The sequence below is a fragment of the Vibrio sp. MOR3 genome (assembly GCF_001557775.1).
Lineage (GTDB): Bacteria > Pseudomonadota > Gammaproteobacteria > Enterobacterales > Vibrionaceae > Vibrio > Vibrio jasicida.
The window spans coordinates 367,313-388,487 of the sequence record NZ_LNRD01000002.1 but is presented as its reverse complement, the minus strand read 5'-3'; the positions used below and the strand labels follow the sequence as shown (position 1 = coordinate 388,487).

Below are 21,175 nucleotides of genomic sequence, written 5' to 3'. Positions count from 1 at the left end.
TAGTAATATTCGTTTTATTTTCCTTATATAGCAGAATGCGTGCCAATTGTTATCTTATTGATATATAACGGTTTTGTTGCTTTCGAAGTACGTGATTGATGTGATTGTGACAACGCGAATGATGTGCAAATGACAACGAAAATACAGATGTGATGAGAAAAGCAACACGCGAGAAACGCTTGAACAATCGAAAGTGGAAGTACTTGTTAAACAGGAGAAAAGTTAATGCGGTTGTGTGGAGGAAGAGGTTTCCTATTGTGCGCCTCCGTAGATTTTTGGAGTGACGCAATAAGGCAACTGAAAACTTGGTGAGCTTAAAGAGTGAGAAGAAAGCAGAGACTTGAGCGGTTTAATTGGTACGAATGAGGAGGGAATGAAATGCGAAAAGCCAAATGAGGCAGTTAACTCATGCACATTGGTGTTAAGCGTCATTCCGGACGAGTCTAAGCGAACCATCCGGAATCCCTCTGTTCAAGAGGTAACTTTTCCTTCAAGAGAAAAGAGTGAAGTAGGGCTTCTATTTGCTAATGCCGAGTTTTTTACCCATGCGATACAAGTTGCCTCGATCCATTTGTAAAAACTCCGCTGCTTTTGCCCAAACACCGCCAGTTTGACTTAAAGCGTGTTCGATCAAGTCTCGTTGGTAGCTCTCAACTAACTCACGCATTGGCTGACTCTCTTTTGGCAAGTAATGCGATGTGTTTTTTACATCATCTAATGCCAATGAAGTATCAAAGTGATTGAGCATGATGGTGCTCGCGCCTTGTTGAATGGCATGTAACGCTGCACGCGTTAAAGTGTGCTCAAGCTCTCGAACGTTACCATACCAAGGCAGAGATTCTAGTTGAGTCAGTACCTTAGGGTGAACGTGAAGGTTTGGTGCGTTAAATTGCTGACGTACTTTTTCTAACAAATATCCCGCAAGAACTGGAATGTCACCATCACGCGTGCGAAGTGGTGGCACTTTGATTGGGAATACATTTAAGCGATGGAACAAATCTGCACGGAATGTGCCATCTTCCACTTCTTTTTCTAACTGTCGGTTGGTGGCTGCGATGATGCGCACGTTAACCATCAAATGCTGATCGCTGCCCACACGTTGCAACTCACCTTGCTGAATAACTCGCAGCAGTTTTGCTTGTAAAATCAATGGCAATTCACCGACTTCGTCTAAGAAGATTGTCCCGCCATCAGCCAGCTCGAACTTACCTGCACGATGACTATTGGCTCCGGTAAAAGCGCCCTTTACGTGGCCAAACAGTTCGCTCTCCGCCAGACCTTCGGGTAGGGCGGCGCAGTTTACGTAAATCATCGGTTTATCATTACGGTGAGATTGAGCATGGACAGAGTGAGCAACAAGCTCTTTGCCCGTTCCTGTTTCTCCCGTTACCAATACTGCGTAATCCGACTGAGCAACGGTCGCAATGTTGTTTCGTAATTGATTGATTTGTGGGCTTAAGCCAACCATGTCACCGTGTTGTGAGCGTGCCTGTTGGATCAGGGTTTGCGTGACGCTCTTTTGCTTCTGGTTCTGCGCTTTAAGGGCTTTTAATTGCGCAATGTTACGCAGTGTTGCCGCCGTTAGTGCTGCGAATGTTTCGATTGCGACTGGGTCGATATGGTCAAACGCGCCAACCGCTAGCGCATCCATGGTTAATGCGCCGACAAGTTGCCCCTCAACGTACAAGCTAAAGCCCATGCAGTCATGGACGTCAATACACTGGTCTTCGGTTAACAGTGTTCCGTCAAATGGATCGGGCAGGGCGCAGTCGGCATCAAAGCGAACAGGCTCGCGACTATGAATGATGGCATCTAAACGCGGGTGAGCTTTAGGAAAGTAACGGCGACCGAGAACTGAGTTCGATAAACCTTTTACTGCGACTGGCGTTAGGAAGCCATCTTCATCAAAGATAAACAGGCAACTCGCATCGCAAGGGAAGACTTGTGCTACCCCGTCAATCAGGTTTTGGTATTGCTGCTCATGAGAGCGATTTGAGCTCAGATTGAGTGCGATATTGAGAAGTACGTGGTCGACAGTAGGAGTCATAACAAGCCCAGAGTTATCTTGAATGGGCTCATGCTAGCAACTTGATGTCATTTGAACATCGAAAGGTGTGAGAGATTGATGTTCCATTGACGACGATCAAGTGACACAACAAAACTGTGATACAAACAAGTGCAACTGATTGATCTTAAGAACTAGGAGTGAGGGATTCAGCCTTCGCAAATAATATTATCCGAAATTGAATTTTTCCGTTGACCTTAAGTTAACTTGAGCTTTTATCCTCCATCTGTAAAACACGTCAGGAGGACAGGTTATGCATAATAACTACATTAAAGAATTGGCCGTAAAGAGCTACCAAGAGGACCTACAAAAAGAGTATTACCGCGCTAAGCAGCGGACGTGGCATTTTCCGAGTTTTGTCTCTGGAATTGTGGTGACGCTTGTGGTGAGTGGGATGCTTTACTGAGGGGTGATTGAAAAGAGATTCCCGACTGCGGTCCTTCGTCGCAATCAGTAATCTCTCTTGAAGTTTTGTTTACGGCTTCAGCGTATGAAACCCGGAGTAAATACGCGTAAACGTAGTAAACCAACACGCCGCACCAAAGATGTACGCAATGATGGCAAAATGTTGTGGGAACAAACAGAACAGCACGAAGCAACCGATGGTCTCTGTGCCTTCTGTCAGACCGCTCATGTAGTACAGAGATTTGTGCTTGTAGACAGGGTTATCGATACCACGTTTACCCGCCATGATCGCAAATGCTAAGAAGCTGCTTCCTGTACCAATAAACGAGAAGATCAAGAATGCGCCCGCGACGGCGTTTTGTTCTGGATTTGCTAGTACAAAGCCAAAGGGAATCAGAGAATAGAACAAGAAGTCTAGGCTTATATCAAGGAAGCCGCCCGCATCGGTGATGCCTTGAATCCTCGCTAAAGCACCATCCAATCCATCACAGATTCGATTCAGCAGAATAAACGCTAATGCAAGCGTGTATTGCTCTGCCATCAATGCAGGTAAGGCAAAACAACCAAGGGCAAAGCCAAACAAGGTGGTTTGGTTAGCTGTCACGCCACATTTATCAATCAGTTTTGCGCTCTGTGCCAATGGCCACTTAATGATTTTGATACTCAGGCTATCAAGCATGGCTTGTCTCCCAAGGCCAGTTCTGGCAGCGACTGCCCTCAGGAATATCATCTTCATCGTGAGTCACCATTAAAGCAGGAATATTGGCTTGTTGAAGCTGCTCCACAACCCAATTGCGAAACTGTACGCGCAGATCTTTATCTAATTTGCTGTATGGCTCATCGAGTAGGGCAACTTTCGGTTTTGCCAATAACATGCGAGTGAGAGCAATACGTGCGCGCTGGCCGCCTGAGATTTGATCAGGGAAAGACTCTGCAAGTTTAGTTAGCGAGATGTGCTTCAAAGCCTGCATCGCACGCTCTTTGCGCTCTGCGCCTTTGATTGAATCGGGTAGTGCAAAGGCGAGATTCTCCCACACGGTGAGGTGCGGGAAGAGCAAATCGTCTTGGAACAGAATACCCACCTGACGTTTGTGTGCAGGTAAAGCATCCAGCTTTTCGTTATCGAGCGTGATTGAGCCTGAATAGTCGAACTCGGAAGACAGGTGGCCAGCAATCGCATCCAACAAGGTGGATTTTCCGCAGCCGCTTGGGCCCATCAGGGTAACAATTTCACCTTTCTTTACGGTCATGTTGAACGCAGAGAAAAGAGTATCGCCATTGGTTTTACGGATGGCGAGGTTTTCGAGACAAAGACTCATTCGGTAGTAAACCTTTAATAGACAACCGGCGATACTTAACGTGTAAACGACTAAGTAGAATCGCAAAAGAGAAGAACATTAACGGCAAGAGCGCTTGCCAAATTGCGTAAATCGCGGTGACACGACGGTCGAAGCCACTTGAGAGGGCTACCGCTTCTGTTGTTATTGTGCTGATGCGACCAGCACCCAGCACCAGTGTTGGTAGGTATTGAGCCAAGCTCACACTAATTCCCACTGCCCAAGCAAAGGCAATGGCAGGCAGAAGAATCGGCAATTTCACTTTCAACCAAGCCTGCATTGGTGATTTACCAAGGCTTAGAGCGACACGAATCAAACCGTTGTCGAAGCTGCGCCAAGGACCATCCAATGACAAGTATACGAATGGGAAAGCGAAGAAGACATGCGCCCAGCACACCCAGAAGAAATATGCATTGCTGTCGAGATACAGAGTAGCGACCTGCATACCAAACAACACAGAAAGCTGCGGGATCAACATAGGTACAGCGATGATGTAACCCGGCACCTGCCAACGGTATCGTAGGCGGTACTCATGAGCGATTAGTGCTAGTACAAGGGCAATAGATGTACTGATAACTGCAATCAACATGCTTTGCTCTAGCGTGCCAAGAATACTTTGCCACTCGTATTCCCAAAAACGTAAGCTGTAGCGGCTTGGTAATAAGTCAGGGAAACGCCAACGCTGTGCAAAGCTCCAGACCACCATCAATGGCACCATTAACAGTGCGAGTAGGGCAATCATGGAGAACAAGGTCTTACCCGGTAAGCGGAAGCCGCTGCGACCAGAGTATTGCCAGCGTTTGAAGCCTTTCGTAATGCTCCATTCGACAAGTCGTGCAAAACCAATCAAAAGGCTTGCAATAGCAAACAGCACAACCGCGCCCGCCGCCGCTCTTGGTAGGAGTGACAAATCAGGGTCGTTAAACCATTGCCATACCAACACTGCAAACGTAGGAGGGTTGGTTGGGCCAATAATTAGCGCCACATCCACAACGGATAAGCTGTAAGCCAGAACAGCCAACATTGGAAAACGCAGCTTCGCTAACCATTGTGGGAAAACGCATTTCCACCATGCTTGCGCGGAACTGTAACCCATCGAATGGCTGACTTTTTCAATCTTCTCAACTTTTAATTGCTGAAGAATAGGAATGCTCATCAACAATAAAAACGGTACTTCTTTGATAGCAAGCATGACGATCAAACCCAGTGCGTGTGGGTCTTTGATCAACAACGCCAGATCATTCACCGTTTGTGCATTTGGATCGTAACCAAACATTTGGTTGAGTACACGAACGCCCATACCTGTTGGTGCGAATAGAAAAGCGAAGCCAATGGCAAACGCGACATGCGGCATAGCAAGAAGAGGGGAAAGACTCATTTCAATCTTACGCCAGAACTTGCTGTCCCATGAGGCTTGAAGAATCGCGAAAGTGATCAAACAAGCAAGATAGCTGCTGAAAATGGCGGAATAAAAAGTCAATCCAATCGACGTCCACACACCTTCCCAGTCAAACACAGCATGAAAGCCATCCAGTGAGAAGTGGTGCAAACCGATAGGGGGTACATAGCCGAGCGCAGACACCACCACCCCGAGTAGCCCCGGGATGGTCGGTAATATACAAACTGCGATAATAACTAGATACAGCGCTCTTAACATGGGTGTGTATTAATTTCCGTAGCGTTTCAGCCATTCTTTTTCTAGCGCTGCTTGCCAGCTTGGGTGTGGCTCCGCGATAGATTTGAACTGTTGAGTATTCTTAGCCGTGCCGGTTAGGTACTGGCTGCTTAGCACTGAAGGATCACCCCAGATGTTGATATCACCTTTGCGAGATTGTGCTTCAGGGCTTAATAAAAAGTTTATAGCAACTTGCGCGCCTGCACTGGCATTTGCGTTCCAAGGAATCGCTAAGAAATGGATGTTCGACAGTGCACCAGCGTCCATCGCGTATGCTTTGGTGCTTTCTGCTAGGTTACCGCTTGATTGTGCTGAGAAAACCGCGTTCGGGTTGAACGTGACAGCTAGGTCAATCTGACCATCATCTAACAGCTGTACGGTTTCTGCTGTTCCGCCTGGGAACTGTTTACCGCCACGCCATGCGACAGTGTGGAATTCATCTAAGTAACCCCATAGAGGCTGCGTAACGGTTTTGAATGCTTCATCGGGCACTGGTTTTTGCAGTGCAGGATCGTTGTTACTTAACTCAATGAGCAGAGATTTAATGAAGCTAGTGCCATGGAACTCTGGTGGGCGAGGGTAAGTAAGGCGGTTAGGGAACGCTTTTGCGTAACTTAGCATTTCTGCGTAAGAACTTGGCGGGTTGTTTAGCGTCTCTTCATCGTAGATAAAAACAAGTTGGCCGACACCCCATGGCGCTTCAAGGCCATCAGTTGGTTCAGAGAAATCAACATCTACCGGTAGTGTTTTGTCGACATATTGCCAACTTGGTAGACCGTCAACAAAAGGACCAAACAGCAGTTGGTTGTCTTTCATTGATTTAAAGTTTTCACCATTAATCCAAACCATATCCACACTGCCACCGCTGTTTTTCCCTGCAGCTTTTTCTGCGATAAGGCGAGTGGTGGTTTCAGAAATGTCGGTGACTTTTACGTGGTTAAGCGTCACGTTGTAGCGAGATTTAAGCTCTTTGCCTGCCCATTGGATATAGCGGTTGATCTCTTGGCTACCACCCCAAGCATGGAAATAAACAGTCTGACCGTCGGCTTGTTGTTCGATTTTTTGCCATTCTTCTGTGTTAGAAGAGGCATAGGAAGAGGTGGCAAAAGTGGCGGTTAAAATGCCAATGGTGCTAAGTAGCTTTTTCATACGTAATCCGTGTTTTTATCTTTGTTTTCATTTTGGAGCTTTGTTCCGCTATGAAGTGGCAACCGTTTATTTTCGGCACTCAACATAGGGCTATTCATCAACTGAATGCTCCGTTCCCTCTAGATGGATAGTAATCTATCTTGCTTTATTATCAACGCGAATTTGACAATAGATTCAGAGAATTACTCGCCTTGTGAGGTCATACCGATCAACATTTATCTTTGGCCTTAAACGTGAGCAATAGGGGCATAAAATATGACCAAGCTGGTATGAATGAAAAGAGTGCAACTCCCGATAAGTCGCACTCTTTTGGCGTCAATAATGGATAGACCGGATTACTTCGCTAATTCTTCCATGTTGATGCCTTTTTTCTTCGCGATGTATTTTGGAATCAGAGACATGCCAAACAGGATAAGACCCGCAACCGCAAACTTCACTAGTAGCATCGCAGACACGCCGTTTGTCGCAATATCACCCGCCATGTAGGCGAAGATGAATGCACCTGGAGCCATCGTTAGTAGAGAAACCAGAGCGTAAGTGCCAAGGTTTAGGCTAGTTAGACCGTAAGCGTAGTTCTGTAGGCTGAATGGGAATACAGGTACGAGACGCGTTAGGATCAAGAAGCTTGTACCGTTTGCTGCTACGCCATCGTCGATTTTCTTGAAGATTGGGTTATCGCCAAACTTCTTCATGATGGTGTTACGCAGTAGGAAGCGTGCCACAATGAATGCCGCTACTGCGCCAAGCGTTGCAGAAAATAGCGCTAAAACGCCACCTTTGATAGGGCCAAATACGATGCCTGCCACGATAGTGAACGCACTGCCTGGTAGTAGGAAAACACATGCAAACACGAATGCTGCTACGAATACCGCGTAACCCCAAACGCCAAAGCTTGCGATCCAATCTTGTAGGCTCTTGATGTCTGTGATGATTTCAAGGATGCCAGTTTGTTTTGCTGCAAATAGAGCGAGAGCGATAACAGCAACAATAAGAGCAATTTTTACGAATTTCATAAGTTCAACTTCACTTAAACCTAATAATTAAAAAGATGTAGCTACAAAAACGTAGCTACAAAAACGTAGCTACAGAGACACAGCTACACAGACATACACTTGATTAGACCCGCTTTTGATTTGTAGCGGTTGAACCAAGCTTTCACAGGGCTAGCAAGTACGTTTACTGGCGGCTCATCACCTTGCATGATCACAGGGCCAAACATCAGATCCAGAATGTGCCAAGATTTCGTACCAACACCCATCATGGATGCACGACAAGCCGAGCAGTAAACCACAACGTAGTCTGTCTCAAACTCTTCTACGCGGCGTTTGATTACGCGTGTTGCGACGTCTGGGTTTGCTGGCACTACCATGCCGCCAAAACCACAACAGCGTGTGTTTTCACGTGTGTGTTCTGGTTCTGAGGTTTTGTAGCCAAGCTCATTCAAGATCCAGCGGATACCGTCTTGCAGTTCTTTTTCGTAGCGAGTAGAGCAAGAGTCGTGAATGGTGAATACCACGTCACTGTTTTTCGCTTTACCGCGTAGCGCTTCTGGCAGACCGATTTCTGGAAGCAGTTTCCACAATGAAACCGGCTTTTGTGTGCCGCCAGATTTCTTGATCATGCCGTAGCAGCTTTGACACGCCACAATGACTTCTTGTGCGTCTAGCTTATCGAAGTCCGCTTGAAGCTGGCCGTAGCGTTCTTTGAACTTCTCAGTTTGGCCAATAGCAGCGGTTGGTTTACCACAACACTTCTGCACTGCGCCCATGTCTGGGTACACTTCTTTTAAGTAGCTCGCAATTGCTGCTACGCCTTCTGGTGAGTAGGATGGCAAGCTGCATCCTGGCATAAATACTTTATTACTCATTTTGTCGATACCGCTCGTTTTGCCATAGTGAAGATTTTTGAGAAGCCAAGCTTCTGGTGCATATTGATTGCTTTGTGACCCGGCATTGGTGATTCACCATTGTTTGCCTTAACAAAGTCAGCACGTGCGCCTAGGAACATTTCCTTCATTGGGAAGTCTTTCGGACATACGATGGTGCACTGATCACAGGCGTTACATGAGTAAGCCATCAATGGGTCCATTGACTTGTTGTTCACAAAGTCAGAGAAGATGGTCTTCGGACAGTCACTGAAGTCATTCATCATGATGCACTCGGTCATACATAGCTTGCAGCTACATTGCAGACAGCGAGATGCTTCTTGTTTGATTTGAGCTTCAGTAAAGCCTAAATCCACTTGTGCAAAATCTTGTTTACGCTCTTCCGCGTTACGCAATTCACCGTGTAGGCGAGGGGTATCTACCGTACCTTTTGGTAGTGGCACGTCTAGACGAGATGAGTAGCTGTATTCTTGCTCGAAGTCGCGACCTTCAGTCAGTGGGCGAGTCGTTAGGAAGCGCTCAACACTCATTGCAGCTTTGCGACCTAATGCCATCGCTTCAATCACGATGTTACCGCCACACGCGTCACCGGCTACGAAGACGTCTTCAAGGCTAGAAGCTAGTGTTTGTTTATCGACTACGTAACGGCCGCCGCGAGTTTGTTCTAGTGCGCCACCAGTGATGTCAGCCACAACTTGACCCGTAGCGAAAACAACCGTATCCACAGAGATAGTTTTGCTTTCTTCGCTGTACTGAGGCGCAAAGTTGCCTTGCTCGTCGAAGATAGAAAGTACTTTCTTGATCGTAATGCCTGTAACTTTGCCGTTCTCATGTTCAATAGCGACTGGGCCCCAACCTGCGTTGAACTCGACGCCTTCTTCTAGTGACTCGTCGATTTCGATTTGGCTTGCAGGTAGATTCTCTAGGCTCTCAAGCGAACATTGGTAAACGTCGCTTGCACCGATACGCCATGAAGAACGCGCACAGTCCATCGCAACGTCACCACCACCGATAACCATCACGCGTTTACCTGCTCGTGGGAACTGGCGAGTTTCAGAAATCTCTTTCAAGTATTCAACCGCAGAGAACACGCCATCGTTGTCATGACCTGGTAGCGGAATGATAGAGCCTACGTGTGCACCGTGAGCTAGAATCACAGCATCGTGTTCGCTACGTAGAGTATCGAAGCTGATGTCTTTGCCGATTTCAACACCGAAACGAGTCGTCACACCTAGCATTGCTAAGTAGCTGTATTCGAAGTCGATAACGTCGCGTGGTAGACGGTATTCAGGGATACCCACACGCATCATGCCGCCGTATACGTCTAGCTTTTCGTAAATCGTTACTTCGTGGCCTTGACGACGAAGCTCAATAGCCGCTTGCGCACCAGCTGGGCCTGCACCAACGATCGCGATGTGTTTGTTGGTTAGGGGAGCAATGTTGAGATCCCAGTGATCTTGGTTATCCAGTTTTTCTGCAACAAAACGTTTGATGCCTGCAACGCTGATTGGCTGACCGAATTCAGTGTTACGACGACAAGAAGCCTCACAAGGGTGTGCACAGATGCGGCCAAGCGTTTGAGGTAGGAATAGTTTGCTGCGGATCAGATCCAAAGCACCTTGGAAATCCCCTTCGCCTGCCATGCGAACGTATTGCTTTACGTCTGTGTGCATTGGACATGCGGTTTGACATGCCGGATCGGCATCACCCATACAGCCATCGACGATAGTTTGAGCGGTGTCTAATAGCTTTTGGCTAAAAATTACATTGTTCATTGAGTGCTATTTCCGTGTTGTTCAGCTCTTGCCGTTGATAACGTTCACTTCAGGATTCTTCTGCTCGTAGTGAGCATGGCTATACTCGATCCAAGAGCCGTCATAGTTGTAGACGTCTTCTGCACCTAATACTTCAGTAAGAATCATGGTGGTGTGGGCAGAGCGAACACCAGATTGGCAGTAAGCGATCACTTTCTTTCCTTTGATGATGTTGCCGTAAAGGGCTTGCAGCTCTTCTGCTGATTTAAGCGTTGTGTTTTCGTTTAGTGCTTTTGTCCAGTTGATGTGAACACTGTTTGGAATGGTGCCTGGACCAAATGCACCAGAAACCGCTACTTCGCCGCTAAATTCGTCGTTACCACGCGTATCTAGGATCACCCAATCAGAGCTGTTTTGCGCTTCGATAACCATATCTAACGTTGCTAGCGTATTGTTGTCTTGTTTCGTGTTCGGAGATTTGTATTCAACCGCTGCAACGCTTTGATTTGCAGAGCCAGTTGGGAAACCTGCGCCCATCCAAGCGTTTAAGCCACCGTCTAGGTAACGAACGTCTTGGTGACCAAGGTTATGGATTTGCCAGTAAAGGCGCGCAGCATCGTGGTGAGAGCCTGCCGCGTAAACCACGATTGTGCTGTCCGTTGATGCGCCGAAGCTACCTAAGATGGTTTCCATCTCTTCCGTGCTGTTGCTCATACCGCCGAAATCGTAAACGCCTTCAGGCGCAGAGTAATCGTTACGCCACATAGTGTAAGAACCAGAGATAGGACTATCTGGTTTGATAGGGTTTAACGCGCCGATCACAACCACGTCTTTATCACTGTCCATTAACGATTTTAGTTGCTGTGATGAAATGAAATGCTCTGGGTGAGCGTATTCAGTGAACTTTTGCTCTTGTGCTGCGGCATCCACTGTCACTGCTTCAGCTGAGAATATCGTATTGTAAGCTGAGTAGCCAACAGCTGCGACAGCCGCCAACACACCCAACGCAATCGTCGATTTTTTCATGAGTTGCTTCCATATTTTAATTTAAAGTTTTTGTGCCGAATCTTCGATTTTTCGACAGTTAGAATGCTTTTGAAGGGGAAAGGCCGACATGAACGTTTTTTGTTCGTTAGAGATGTTCATTGCGTGAAACAGGCAAAATGCCCCTACCCCTTTATGGGTAAGGCATTCTGAGGAAAACGTTTAAATGGCGATATTGTGGTTTCCCACAATAATGATGTGGGATTGATCTAAAGCAACAAAGTAGTAGGGGGGAGTGGTGCTAAAATGTGCCACAACGGTGTTTTGGTAGTATCTCGTAAGTGATTGATAATTATTCTCAAAAGTTAACTCTTTTCATTTGTGCTCTCTTCTTTTTCTTTACCTCTTTTGTGTTTGCTAGTGAACAAAAAGCACACAGAACAGACTATGATGTTGGTGTTTTAGCACTGCGCGGACACGCCCATGCGCGTGAAGCTTGGCAACCGACTTTGGATTGGTTAGAGGTGCAAAACCCTGGATACAAATTCAATTTACATACTTACGATTTCGACCAACTGGAAGACGCATTTCTGCACGGTTGGCTCGACTTCATTTTGACCAGCCCGGGGCAGGCGACCAAGCTTGCTCGTGAATACCCTATTAATTGGTTAGCCACACAAAAAACCGCTTACAGCGACTTGCCAAATAAGTCGATTGCTTCGGTGGTGGTGGTACGTGAAGAATCACCCTTTAAAACACTTAGAGACATCAATAAAGCCAATGTCGCTGCTGTGTCTGAAAAAGCCTTTGGTGGTTTTCTTGCCCTGCGTTATGAGTTGGATAAGTTGGGTTACTTCAACTCTTCATTCTTTGAAAAAATCCATTTCACTGGTCCACCAACGGATCAATTGATTTTGGATGTGATCAAAAATGATCTGGATGTGGCGATTGTTCCTGCTTGTACGTTGGAAAATATGGCGAAAGAGGGCCGTATCCAGCTGCATAGTTTAAGAGTACTTAACGAAAAGCGTCCGGCCGATTCAATTTGTGCAGTCAGTACACCTCTTTATCCAAACTGGACCATGGCAATGACTGAACGCACGCCTTTTGATGTCGGGCAAATGGTCGCACAAACACTATTTGCGATGCCTGCTGAGCACCCTGCGGCAATAGCGGCGAATAATGTAGGTTGGATGTTGCCTGCGCCGAGTATCAATGTAGATAAAGTTTATAAGCATTTGGATATGCATCCTTTGCAGAAATCATGGGGACAAAAGGTCAAAGAATGGTTGGGTAAGAACCAAGCGATAGCGATGGCATCTTTGTTGACCTTATTGCTTATGACGGGTTACCACTTTTGGTTGGAATGGAAGTTTCAACGCAGCCAAGAAAAACTAAAATCCACCATGAATAACTTACGACGCAAAAGCAGCATGCTTGAACACGCACAGCGGATCACTATTGTTGGGGAGCTTGGCAGCAGCATTGCTCATGAGATTAACCAGCCGTTAGCTGCGATTAAGAACTACAGCCAAGGGGCGAAAGTCCGCATGGAACGAGGGACAACACCCGAAGAGATGTTGCCTATTTTGGATAAGATTCAGCAACAAGTGACTTCTGCCAGTGACATCATTCAACGTTTACGAAGCTTGATTCATCGTACTCCGATTGAAAAAAAATGGATTGACCTTCCAAGTCTCATCGAAGAGTCAATGAAGCTGGTGGATTATGAATTTCAACGCCATCGCATTCAATTAGGGGTGATGTATTCAGGTGAAGTACAACCCATTTTTGCAGACGTAACGGGGTTGCAGCAAGTCATCCTTAACGTCTTAAACAACGCAAAAGATGCGTGTTTGAGTCACGAGCCAAAGCGAAAGGAGCTCTACGTTGACCTGCACATAAGCTTTTGTGACGAAATGGTCATCATAGATGTCATGGACAACGGTATTGGCATCGAAGAACAAGATATTCCGCTGGATCAAGCGTTCTACACCACCAAAGAAAATGGCCTAGGACTAGGACTCGCGATTTGTCGTGATGTTATCGATGCCCATCAAGGCAGTATTCGTTTTCGGTCAATAGAGCCTACTGGCTGCCAAGTGACCATTATTTTACCGTATCAGGAGACTTGTCATGAGTCGTAACCTCTGTCCCCTTTATATCGTCGATGATGAAGAACCCGTATTAGAGTCGATGGCGTTCATGTTAGAAAGCTATGGCTATGAGGTTCAGGCGTTCTGTAGTGGCCCGGATTTTCTAAAAGAAGCCGATTTACCGTCAGCAGGGTGTGTGCTACTTGATAGTCGTATGCCAGAGATGCGAGGACAAGATGTTCATCAAATCATGAATGAGCAATTTAGCCCAATCAGTGTTATCTATCTTACTGGGCACGGCGATATCCCTATGGCGGTAGATGCGCTAAAAGATGGTGCGCTCGATTTTTTCCAAAAGCCAGTTGATGGCAATGCGTTGGTGTTAGCGATTGAAGATGCTATGGAACAGTCGATCAAAAACTGTGAAAAGCTCGGTGCAAAACAAGTTCTACAGAATCTTACTAAGCGTGAAAGAGAAGTGCTTGGCTTGGTGGTTAAAGGGATGAAAAACCAAGAGATGGCGGACTTGTTGTGTGTCTCCTTACGAACGATTGAAGTACACCGTTCCAACGTGATGAAGAAACTCGAAGCGGAAAGCCTTGCTGTACTGATTCGTAAAGTTGGACATTTAATCTAACAAAGCCGTATTCGGTGAACAAAGCGCTTAATTGTGGATAAATGAACCTATCTAGGTCGAAGTAAATACGGTAACTCAATGATAATTAGGGAAAGGTTTGCTCATTTAGTATCTGGAAGATAACATCAGTAACCAGAATAAACCTTACTCTTAATTAGAATCCAACTATGTTTGTCGATACCGTTAAAAGCGCTTTTTCATCATTGAGTGCAAATAAACAGGCTATTGCGAAAGCAACGGCGTTACCCATTCTCCTTTCTCTTATGCTGGATCTTGTTTTGAACTCAGCGCAAGGGGATGTCGCTCCTATTCTTGTTCAGATCTTGATGGCTCTTTTATCTGCAATCGTTGCAATCAACGTTCACAGCATCATTTTGAAAGGCCCTCAGTCTGTGCCTCAGTGGGGACGTTTCACGTTTGGAAAAATCGAAATGTGGTTTATCGGCCACTACTTAGCCATGACGGTGGCGGTGGTCGCAGTGGCTGCGATTTTCGCGATGATTAATCTTGTCCTTGCAGCTATCGCATTATTAGCGTTAAGCGTGGTGTGTTGTCGATTAGTCTTGGTTTTTCCAGCCATCGCGATTGGTAAAGGTGTTTCTTTCCCTTACGCTTGGAACCTTACCAAAGGCCATACTTGGTACATGATGAGCGTTGTGATTATAGTGCCGCTTCTGTTTGGTTTGGCTATGTCACCACTTGCGTTTTTACAGCTTCCTTTCTTAATGAGTCTGTTGAGTTTCTTGGTGACGATTATCGGTATTGCGATTCTTTCCAAAGCTTATGAGCAATTAAGTGGCTTTGATGGAGAAAGGTACTCTCAGCAGTCATTCTAAAAACGGTTGTTACGATAATCCCTTATCCTATAAGGCATAGAGATGATAAGAACGCTTCCTTTGTGAGGCGTTTTTTTGTGGCTCTTTGTAGGACTGTTGACTTTGTTTTGTAAAAATTTATTACAATTTAGATTTTTATAGTGATATAAAGCACACTTCTTTTGGGGGCACTCTCGTTGTTTGTCCTCATTTTTTGGTCCATCAATAGGAAAAGGAAGGTGCTTTTTGCTCATTAGTCCGCCTTAGAACGATCTCTCAGATGCGTTTGCATCACTCCCTTCACCGTGCGCAATGCACCAACTAAGGCAATACGTTTATGAGAGATTTATGTTTAAATTTACAAAAGATACTTGGTTCAACAATGTTAAAGGAGATTGTTTATCAGGAGTTGTTGTAGCGCTGGCACTGATACCAGAAGCTATTGCATTCTCTATTATCGCAGGATTAGACCCTAAAGTTGGTCTATATGCCTCGTTTTCCATCTGTGTCGTGATTGCGTTTACAGGCTCAAGGTCCGGAATGATTTCCGCGGCTACGGGCGCAATGGCGCTGTTGATGACAACCTTAGTCAAAGACCATGGTTTACAGTATCTGTTGGCCGCTTCATTTTTCGCTGGCGTACTTCAACTGTTGATCGGTTATTTGAGGCTAGGGGATTTAATGCGTTTCGTCTCAAAGTCGATCATGACCGGGTTTGTAAACGCGTTGGCTATCTTAATTTTTATGGCGCAGCTGCCTGAACTAACCAATGTTTCTTGGCCTGTTTACGCACTGACAGGATTAGGGTTGGCCATCATCTACATGTTTCCTTATGTTCCGAAAATAGGAAAAATGCTACCTTCACCTTTAGTGTGTATCGTCGCAGTGACTGTGATTGCCCTAATGTTCAATATTGATATTCGGACAGTAGGCGATATGGGAGAGTTACCTGATTCACTCCCTGTTTTTATGATCCCAGATATTCCTTTTAACCTTGAAACACTCCAAATCATTTTCCCTTATTCACTAGCACTCTCTGTTGTTGGTGTGCTGGAGTCATTGATGACAGCTTCCATCGTGGATGAGCTGACAGACACGGAAAGTGAAAATAATGATGAGTGTAAAGGACAAGGGATTGCGAATATGGTCTCGTCGTTGTTTGGTGGTATGGCGGGTTGCGCTATGATCGGCCAATCAATGATCAATATTCAGTCTGGTGGACGTACGCGGTTGTCTACGTTATGCGCTGGTGTGTTTCTACTTATCATGGTGGTGTTTTTGGGTGACTACCTTAAACAGATCCCGATGGCCGCGTTGGTAGCGGTGATGATCATGGTTTCTATCAGCACATTTTCATGGAATTCGATTGCCGAAATGCGTAAGCACAGTCTGTCCACAAACCTTGTGATGCTTTCAACCGTGATTGCGGTTGTTGCGACGCATAACTTAGCAATAGGTGTGTTAGTCGGAGTGCTATTGGCGTGTGTGTTTTATGTGAACCAGAGTCGAACCCTAATGAAAGTGTCGGATGAGGTGATCATAGATAACGACCACACCATTCATAAAGTGCATGGGCAAATCTTCTTTGCTTCTGCGTATAGCTTTACGGATATGTTTGACTTCGGTAATGCCACTAAGTACATCACGATTGATTTATCGGATGCGCATTTCTGGGATATCACGGCAATATCTGCGCTTGATAAAGCCATCATGAAGTTCCGAAAAGGAGGGGCGATTGTCGCGGTGAGAGGCATGAACGAAGCCACATTGGATATGATTGACCGTCATGCGGTGTATGACGATCCTGAAAAGCTTGCGAAGCAATCTGTCGGACATTAGAAACAAAAAAAGCAGCCAATGGCTGCTTTTTTAGAGACTCATCATTTCAGAGACGTATTGTCTTAGAAGCTGAATATGGGATTAGTTTACCCAGTCACGCAGTGTGAACGTTAGTTCGTGATCTGCGTTTTTCAGTACTAGACCGTCGTTAGTCAGAGTAACGTCGCTCCAATCAGAAAGCGTTTCAGACATTACTTTTTCAATCTTCATTTGATCGCCTACGCACATCATCATGGTCATACCCATTTTCTCAATGCGCAGTTGGTTGTCTTTCAGTTCTGCTTGACCGAAGAAGTTGTTACAACCTGCGTTGCCGTTCGCTGTTAGGTTTTCACCAATTTCTAAGCGAGGGGCTTTCTTTTGTTCTTCCGATGCAATGTTTTTGCCATCGATTTGAACCAGCTCCCAGTTATGGCGCTGTAGATCTTGAGCCGTAATTTCTTTCACATTATCACCGTTGCTAGCGCATGCAGTCATCAGAACTGGAAGTGAGATTGCTGCTACTAACGTTTTTAGGCTAAGCTTCATTTTATTGACTCCGTTTTTAGAAAACGTGGTAAGTATAGGTAATAAAACACTGTTTTTGTCAGCATACGGTTATGGTTTCGTATGTTTTTAAACACAGCGTATTTTATAACAGAGATCCCATTATCGGTATTGATATTCACCGAAAACTTAGAAATTTCTTACAGTTATTCGACTATTAACGTATTGGATTTAAACAAGCTAACGATAGAACGGTTTGAGCATGGAGCAACTGGAGTTTTTTACCGTCCCAAGTCCTTGCGTTGGAATTTGCACTTCCGACGAAAAAGGGTATTGCAAGGGATGCATGCGTAAGAGAGAAGAGCGGTTTAATTGGCTAAGCTTTACCCCTGCACAACAGTTACACGTGATCAAGCTATGTCGTCAACGCTATAGAAGAAAGGTATTGGCAGGGAAGGCAAAAGCAGAATCGCCACAGGATGGATCATCACCGCAGCAAGACTTGTTTTAGTTGATAGTGGGATTCAACTATTCCCGGCCCAGTCTGAGATACTTATCCATAAGAGCCGGGAAGCTCCTATCCATTTTCCACCTCTGAAAAAGTGGTTGGCGTTATTTCATTGACCATTGGTCACTGACCCAGCCTCCTGCTTGTTCGTCAAAGTGGCTTCCGGCAAAGCGGTGGTTTTGCTCCACCTCTAATCGACTGGTTGGCAGTTCATCCATTAGTTGATGAATATAGTTTGCCATGGGATCAGTACATGCTTCACGTTCTCTGCGAGTTACCACTTCTTTAATCAGTTGCAGTCTGTAGCTGTTGCTGGCTCGTTTCATTTTTGACCTCCAGAACTCGATGGCAGCAGTTTGAACACATTGACGTCCAGATCGCTGCTCATTGGCGTGCACGTGGAGACACAACGCCGTCGTTTGAAGTCCTAAAGACAAATTGTTTGAGAGCAGTGTTTGTAACGCCATTCAAATCTTTCTCAGAATCATTAGCTGCGCGAATAAAAAGGAATCGCGAAAGTTAGTCAATGAATCTGCTTATTTGAAAGACCTTATCAAACATAGAAGCCCCGCACATGGGCGTCAATAACACAAATGAACATTTTTTGAACGATTTATGAAGGGGCTGCTTTTTCAGGGATTTAGCACCAATAAAAAAACCGGAGCCACTTGGGCTCCGGTTGGTCTTAGAGTCAGTCTGACACGCTTTTGTTTCGATTGTTATGCAACCGAATAGCTGTCAACATCTAAGTGTAGACAAGGTCTTAGTAGCTTAGCTACCTGAAGCAGGACAACCTTTCACAGCTTGACCGTTGCTGAAGTACTCGATATTGCCTAGATTCTTGTCAAAGTCTGCCGCAGAGATCTGAGGGTTTTTAACGAAGAACTCACGCAGTACAGAAGCATCTGTCATTTGAGTTGATTCAACATCGATCACTGGGTAATCATCACCGCCAGCCGCGCTGAAGCTGATCACTGAGAACGTGTAAGTATCCGCTAGGTTGAAGCCCTTACCGTTGATGTCTGTGATAGTGACATCGCTTGCGTCACAATCAACAGATAGCGTGATGTTGTCTAGTTGAGCGTAAGCACCAGAGCCCGCAGATTTCGTAGCAACTACGTCTAGGTAATCTTTAACTTCTTGGCCGGTCATCGTTGCTTTGGTTACGAAGTTACCGAAAGGTTGTACGGTTAGTACATCGCGGTAAGCGATATCGCCTTTCTGGATTGAGTCACGCACACCACCTGAGTTCATTACACCAAAGTCAGCGTTAACTAGCTCATAAGTGCGGTATGCCTCACCCAATAGGTGGCCAAGGTTAGTTTGCTCTGAACGAACTACGCCACGGTCGCCTTCAAGTTTGCCGTCAGTTTCTGAAACTTTAACATCCAACAAGTCTTGACCTTGTTGTTGGTAAGGAAGAAGGATCGACTTCACTGTTGCATCGTGCTTGATGTACTCACCGATCACTTCATCGTTGTCATCAAGAAGGTTTACAGGGATTAGTGCGTATTTAGCTAGGTGCAGTTTACCGTCGTAAAATTCGAAGTCTGCACGACCTACGTATTTACCCCACTCATGCGCTTGCATGATGTAAGTACCGTTTTGTTGGTCTGGAGCACAGTCATCACCTGGTTTGAAGTCAGCGTAGTTGTTTGTGCCAGGTTCCATACATACTGGGTTTTGAGAGTGACCACCAATGATTGCGTCCAGCTCACCTTCTTCAAGAGAACGTGCAAGTAGAACATCGCCAGGTGCTTCGCTGCCGTGTTGACCATCTTGGTAGTGGCCCATGTGTGTTGTAGCGAACACTAGGTCAACTTTCTCGTTTGCTTCGATTTCTGCAAGTACTTTTTGGATTTCAACTTGTGGATCTTCGAAGTAGATATCCGCAACATTGTCTGGGTTTACCAGTTTTGCAGTGTCTTTCGTTGTAAGACCGATAACCGCCACTTTAAGACCGTTAACCGTGAATACTTTGTAAGGGTCGAAGTAACGTTCATCAGTTACTTTGCCGTCTGCATCTTTCTTGTAGATGTTTGCAGCTAGCATCGGGAAGTCAGCAAGCTCTGCCTGCATGTCTAATACGTCTAGAGAGTTATCAAATTCGTGGTTACCGACAGCCATTGCATCGTAACCAATAAGGTTCATACCTACGAAGTCTGGCACGGCATCTTGCATGTCTGACTCTGGTACACCTGTGTTGATGTCACCGCCAGACAGCAGAATTGACTCACCACCGTTTTCAGCAACTTCTGCACGAATAGATTCGATAAGTGTTTTACGTGCTGCCATACCGTACTCGCCGTCGCTGTTGTGCCAAAAGCGACCGTGGTTATCGTTGGTATGAAGAACAGTAAATTTAGTACAAGAGTCTGCGGTCTCACAGGTAACTGGAGAGTTGTCGCTGTCTGAGCCACATCCAGCTAGCGCAGCACCGACAGAAAGTACCAAGAGGGATTTATAAAACTTCATAAGGGATCCTTTCTTTGTGATTTTGATTTTATTACGGCGTGAAATATACGGAATTAGTGTGAAACTTTAGTGATCTATATCTTATTTATAGTTTTGTTGAATAAAGGAAATAACAAGCCTGCAATGGATGTCGACAAATAAACAGAAATCGTATTTAGAAAGGTTTTTGCGAAGTGGTTTATTAAAATTGTGAGCAGCTCAATTGAATGTGTTTTCTTAGTGTGAATCAATACGCATTTTGGCGAGATATGAACCAAGGATTGATTATTATTTTACCAGATTCATGTTTTTATAATGTATGCGAAACATATAGTTAAGATTTTTCTGTACAGCATGTTGAGAGGTAGGGATGCTCAAAAAATCAGCCGCGCTCACAGCGGAAATCGATTGCTCTTGGCAGAAGCAGTTCACAGCCATCGATAAAATGTACAACGGTTACTCTTACGACCCTGAATATTGGAAAAAGTTCTCCGATCAGGCTGCGGTTTTTTTATACCAATCCGATGCAACGACGTTTATATCCTGTCCCGAAGAGCTATGGAATAAAATAAGACATTTTCAACCAAGTGAGATCGAACGGAAATTAAATAATAAGCAATTCTTCTGTGATTATGACGATGTCGACTACTATTTATTTAATGACGATAACGTCAACAATGATGACGAAATAATTCCGCTTACTATCGAATCCGATCTTTCATTACTTGAATTCTTTTTAAGCCAGAATAGTAGTGAGGATATAGAAAAAGCGGACTTTGAGCTGGATAGTCATTTCTTTTATGGCATCTTCGACAATGAAAAGCTCGTTGCGGTACTGGCGTCATATTGTTATCCGGGAAAGGAACCGTTTGAATCTTTGTCCATATTGGTTTCTCCATATGCGAGAGGGAAAGGGTATGGGAAGCGGCTGCTTGCTCACTTAGTCCGTGAGGTGAAGGCAAGACAGCGTAAAGTTAGGTATCGAGTAAACATTGAAAATACACCTTCAATAATGTTGTGCCAATCACTGGGATTTGAAGCATACAGTCGTCAGAGAGTGTTTACTCAAGAGTTATAAGAAAGGCG

The 21,175-nt window shown here is 45.3% G+C and carries 19 protein-coding genes; 7 read left to right on the top strand and 12 right to left on the bottom strand.

The annotated features are described in order from the left end of the window. Positions 1–517: 517 nt before the first annotated feature. Entirely contained in the window at positions 518–2,047 is a 1,530-nt protein-coding gene (gene norR, locus ATB76_RS06315; RefSeq protein WP_061034894.1) for a nitric oxide reductase transcriptional regulator NorR, read from the bottom strand. A gap of 271 nt (positions 2,048–2,318) precedes the next feature. On the opposite strand from norR, the gene ATB76_RS28425 reads away from it, so the two are divergent. Further along, positions 2,319–2,471, top strand: a complete 153-nt coding sequence (locus ATB76_RS28425) for a hypothetical protein (RefSeq protein WP_170001019.1) — start codon at positions 2,319–2,321, stop codon at positions 2,469–2,471. Between the two features lie 69 nt (positions 2,472–2,540). Here the strand turns inward: ATB76_RS28425 and ATB76_RS06310 are convergent, their stop codons facing one another. The 8 genes from ATB76_RS06310 to ATB76_RS06275 form a co-directional block, all read right to left on the bottom strand. Continuing rightward, the gene (locus tag ATB76_RS06310) at positions 2,541–3,149 is read right to left on the bottom strand and encodes a CDP-alcohol phosphatidyltransferase family protein (RefSeq protein ID WP_005442311.1); all 609 of its coding nucleotides are present in this window, start codon (positions 3,147–3,149) and stop codon (positions 2,541–2,543) included. After that, positions 3,142–3,789 carry an ATP-binding cassette domain-containing protein gene (locus tag ATB76_RS06305; protein ID WP_061034893.1) on the bottom strand — a complete coding sequence of 216 codons (648 nt, stop codon included), beginning with the start codon at positions 3,787–3,789 and terminating at the stop codon, positions 3,142–3,144. Before ATB76_RS06305 ends, ATB76_RS06310 begins: the two co-directional genes overlap by 8 nt. Beyond that, entirely contained in the window at positions 3,755–5,464 is a 1,710-nt protein-coding gene (locus ATB76_RS06300) for a hypothetical protein (RefSeq protein WP_061034892.1), read from the bottom strand. Before ATB76_RS06300 ends, ATB76_RS06305 begins: the two co-directional genes overlap by 35 nt. 9 nt (positions 5,465–5,473) lie before the next feature. After that, a complete protein-coding gene (locus ATB76_RS06295; RefSeq protein WP_061034891.1) occupies positions 5,474–6,631 on the bottom strand; it encodes an ABC transporter substrate-binding protein in 1,158 nt (385 codons plus the stop codon). 335 nt (positions 6,632–6,966) lie between these two features. Beyond that, entirely contained in the window at positions 6,967–7,644 is a 678-nt protein-coding gene (locus ATB76_RS06290) for a TVP38/TMEM64 family protein (protein WP_038881392.1), read from the bottom strand. Positions 7,645–7,727: 83 nt separating this feature from the next. Then, entirely contained in the window at positions 7,728–8,498 is a 771-nt protein-coding gene (locus tag ATB76_RS06285) for a (Fe-S)-binding protein (RefSeq protein ID WP_005442306.1), read from the bottom strand. Next, a complete protein-coding gene (locus ATB76_RS06280; protein ID WP_061034890.1) occupies positions 8,495–10,291 on the bottom strand; it encodes an FAD-dependent oxidoreductase in 1,797 nt (598 codons plus the stop codon). The genes ATB76_RS06285 and ATB76_RS06280 overlap by 4 nt, the downstream gene beginning before the upstream one ends. A gap of 21 nt (positions 10,292–10,312) precedes the next feature. Then, positions 10,313–11,296, bottom strand: a complete 984-nt coding sequence (locus tag ATB76_RS06275; protein WP_061034889.1) for a rhodanese-like domain-containing protein — start codon at positions 11,294–11,296, stop codon at positions 10,313–10,315. Positions 11,297–11,595: 299 nt separating this feature from the next. On the opposite strand from ATB76_RS06275, the gene ATB76_RS06270 reads away from it, so the two are divergent. The 4 genes from ATB76_RS06270 (at position 11,596) to ATB76_RS06250 (ending at position 16,641) form a co-directional block, all read left to right on the top strand. Continuing rightward, positions 11,596–13,401 carry a sensor histidine kinase gene (locus ATB76_RS06270; RefSeq protein ID WP_061034888.1) on the top strand — a complete coding sequence of 602 codons (1,806 nt, stop codon included), beginning with the start codon at positions 11,596–11,598 and terminating at the stop codon, positions 13,399–13,401. Then, positions 13,391–13,987: a response regulator gene (locus ATB76_RS06265; RefSeq protein ID WP_038873562.1), complete on the top strand. Its 597-nt coding sequence runs from the start codon at positions 13,391–13,393 to the stop codon at positions 13,985–13,987. Before ATB76_RS06270 ends, ATB76_RS06265 begins: the two co-directional genes overlap by 11 nt. 167 nt (positions 13,988–14,154) lie before the next feature. After that, positions 14,155–14,823, top strand: coding sequence for a hypothetical protein (locus tag ATB76_RS06260; RefSeq protein ID WP_042601815.1), 669 nt, complete (start codon positions 14,155–14,157; stop codon positions 14,821–14,823). Between the two features lie 327 nt (positions 14,824–15,150). Next, a complete protein-coding gene (locus ATB76_RS06250) occupies positions 15,151–16,641 on the top strand; it encodes a SulP family inorganic anion transporter (protein ID WP_061034887.1) in 1,491 nt (496 codons plus the stop codon). A gap of 81 nt (positions 16,642–16,722) precedes the next feature. Here the strand turns inward: ATB76_RS06250 and ATB76_RS06245 are convergent, their stop codons facing one another. Further along, entirely contained in the window at positions 16,723–17,169 is a 447-nt protein-coding gene (locus ATB76_RS06245; protein ID WP_061034886.1) for an META domain-containing protein, read from the bottom strand. Between the two features lie 220 nt (positions 17,170–17,389). Between ATB76_RS06245 and ATB76_RS27100 the strand changes: the two genes are divergently transcribed. Then, positions 17,390–17,638, top strand: coding sequence for a DUF1289 domain-containing protein (locus tag ATB76_RS27100; RefSeq protein ID WP_080774337.1), 249 nt, complete (start codon positions 17,390–17,392; stop codon positions 17,636–17,638). A gap of 101 nt (positions 17,639–17,739) precedes the next feature. Here ATB76_RS27100 and ATB76_RS06240 read toward each other — a convergent pair whose 3' ends face one another. Together ATB76_RS06240 and ushA are read right to left on the bottom strand one after the other, a co-directional pair. Further along, a complete protein-coding gene (locus ATB76_RS06240) occupies positions 17,740–17,961 on the bottom strand; it encodes a hypothetical protein (protein ID WP_038868743.1) in 222 nt (73 codons plus the stop codon). Positions 17,962–18,406: 445 nt separating this feature from the next. After that, entirely contained in the window at positions 18,407–20,110 is a 1,704-nt protein-coding gene (ushA, locus tag ATB76_RS06235) for a bifunctional UDP-sugar hydrolase/5'-nucleotidase UshA (RefSeq protein ID WP_038868741.1), read from the bottom strand. A gap of 349 nt (positions 20,111–20,459) precedes the next feature. Here ushA and ATB76_RS06230 point away from each other — a divergent pair, with 349 nt between their 5' ends. Continuing rightward, positions 20,460–21,167: a GNAT family N-acetyltransferase gene (locus tag ATB76_RS06230; RefSeq protein ID WP_061034885.1), complete on the top strand. Its 708-nt coding sequence runs from the start codon at positions 20,460–20,462 to the stop codon at positions 21,165–21,167. The last annotated feature ends 8 nt before the right edge of the window (positions 21,168–21,175 follow it).

What these genes read in the sequence shown, in the direction of transcription:
- norR (WP_061034894.1), bottom strand. Translation starts at nt 2,047, where the DNA reads ATGACTCCTACTGTCGACCACGTACTTCTCAATATCGCACTCAATCTG.
- ATB76_RS28425 (WP_170001019.1), top strand. Translation starts at nt 2,319, where the DNA reads ATGCATAATAACTACATTAAAGAATTGGCCGTAAAGAGCTACCAAGAG.
- ATB76_RS06310 (WP_005442311.1), bottom strand. Translation starts at nt 3,149, where the DNA reads ATGCTTGATAGCCTGAGTATCAAAATCATTAAGTGGCCATTGGCACAG.
- ATB76_RS06305 (WP_061034893.1), bottom strand. Translation starts at nt 3,789, where the DNA reads ATGAGTCTTTGTCTCGAAAACCTCGCCATCCGTAAAACCAATGGCGAT.
- ATB76_RS06300 (WP_061034892.1), bottom strand. Translation starts at nt 5,464, where the DNA reads ATGTTAAGAGCGCTGTATCTAGTTATTATCGCAGTTTGTATATTACCG.
- ATB76_RS06295 (WP_061034891.1), bottom strand. Translation starts at nt 6,631, where the DNA reads ATGAAAAAGCTACTTAGCACCATTGGCATTTTAACCGCCACTTTTGCC.
- ATB76_RS06290 (WP_038881392.1), bottom strand. Translation starts at nt 7,644, where the DNA reads ATGAAATTCGTAAAAATTGCTCTTATTGTTGCTGTTATCGCTCTCGCT.
- ATB76_RS06285 (WP_005442306.1), bottom strand. Translation starts at nt 8,498, where the DNA reads ATGAGTAATAAAGTATTTATGCCAGGATGCAGCTTGCCATCCTACTCA.
- ATB76_RS06280 (WP_061034890.1), bottom strand. Translation starts at nt 10,291, where the DNA reads ATGAACAATGTAATTTTTAGCCAAAAGCTATTAGACACCGCTCAAACT.
- ATB76_RS06275 (WP_061034889.1), bottom strand. Translation starts at nt 11,296, where the DNA reads ATGAAAAAATCGACGATTGCGTTGGGTGTGTTGGCGGCTGTCGCAGCT.
- ATB76_RS06265 (WP_038873562.1), top strand. Translation starts at nt 13,391, where the DNA reads ATGAGTCGTAACCTCTGTCCCCTTTATATCGTCGATGATGAAGAACCC.
- ATB76_RS06260 (WP_042601815.1), top strand. Translation starts at nt 14,155, where the DNA reads ATGTTTGTCGATACCGTTAAAAGCGCTTTTTCATCATTGAGTGCAAAT.
- ATB76_RS06250 (WP_061034887.1), top strand. Translation starts at nt 15,151, where the DNA reads ATGTTTAAATTTACAAAAGATACTTGGTTCAACAATGTTAAAGGAGAT.
- ATB76_RS06245 (WP_061034886.1), bottom strand. Translation starts at nt 17,169, where the DNA reads ATGAAGCTTAGCCTAAAAACGTTAGTAGCAGCAATCTCACTTCCAGTT.
- ATB76_RS27100 (WP_080774337.1), top strand. Translation starts at nt 17,390, where the DNA reads ATGGAGCAACTGGAGTTTTTTACCGTCCCAAGTCCTTGCGTTGGAATT.
- ATB76_RS06240 (WP_038868743.1), bottom strand. Translation starts at nt 17,961, where the DNA reads ATGAAACGAGCCAGCAACAGCTACAGACTGCAACTGATTAAAGAAGTG.
- ushA (WP_038868741.1), bottom strand. Translation starts at nt 20,110, where the DNA reads ATGAAGTTTTATAAATCCCTCTTGGTACTTTCTGTCGGTGCTGCGCTA.
- ATB76_RS06230 (WP_061034885.1), top strand. Translation starts at nt 20,460, where the DNA reads ATGCTCAAAAAATCAGCCGCGCTCACAGCGGAAATCGATTGCTCTTGG.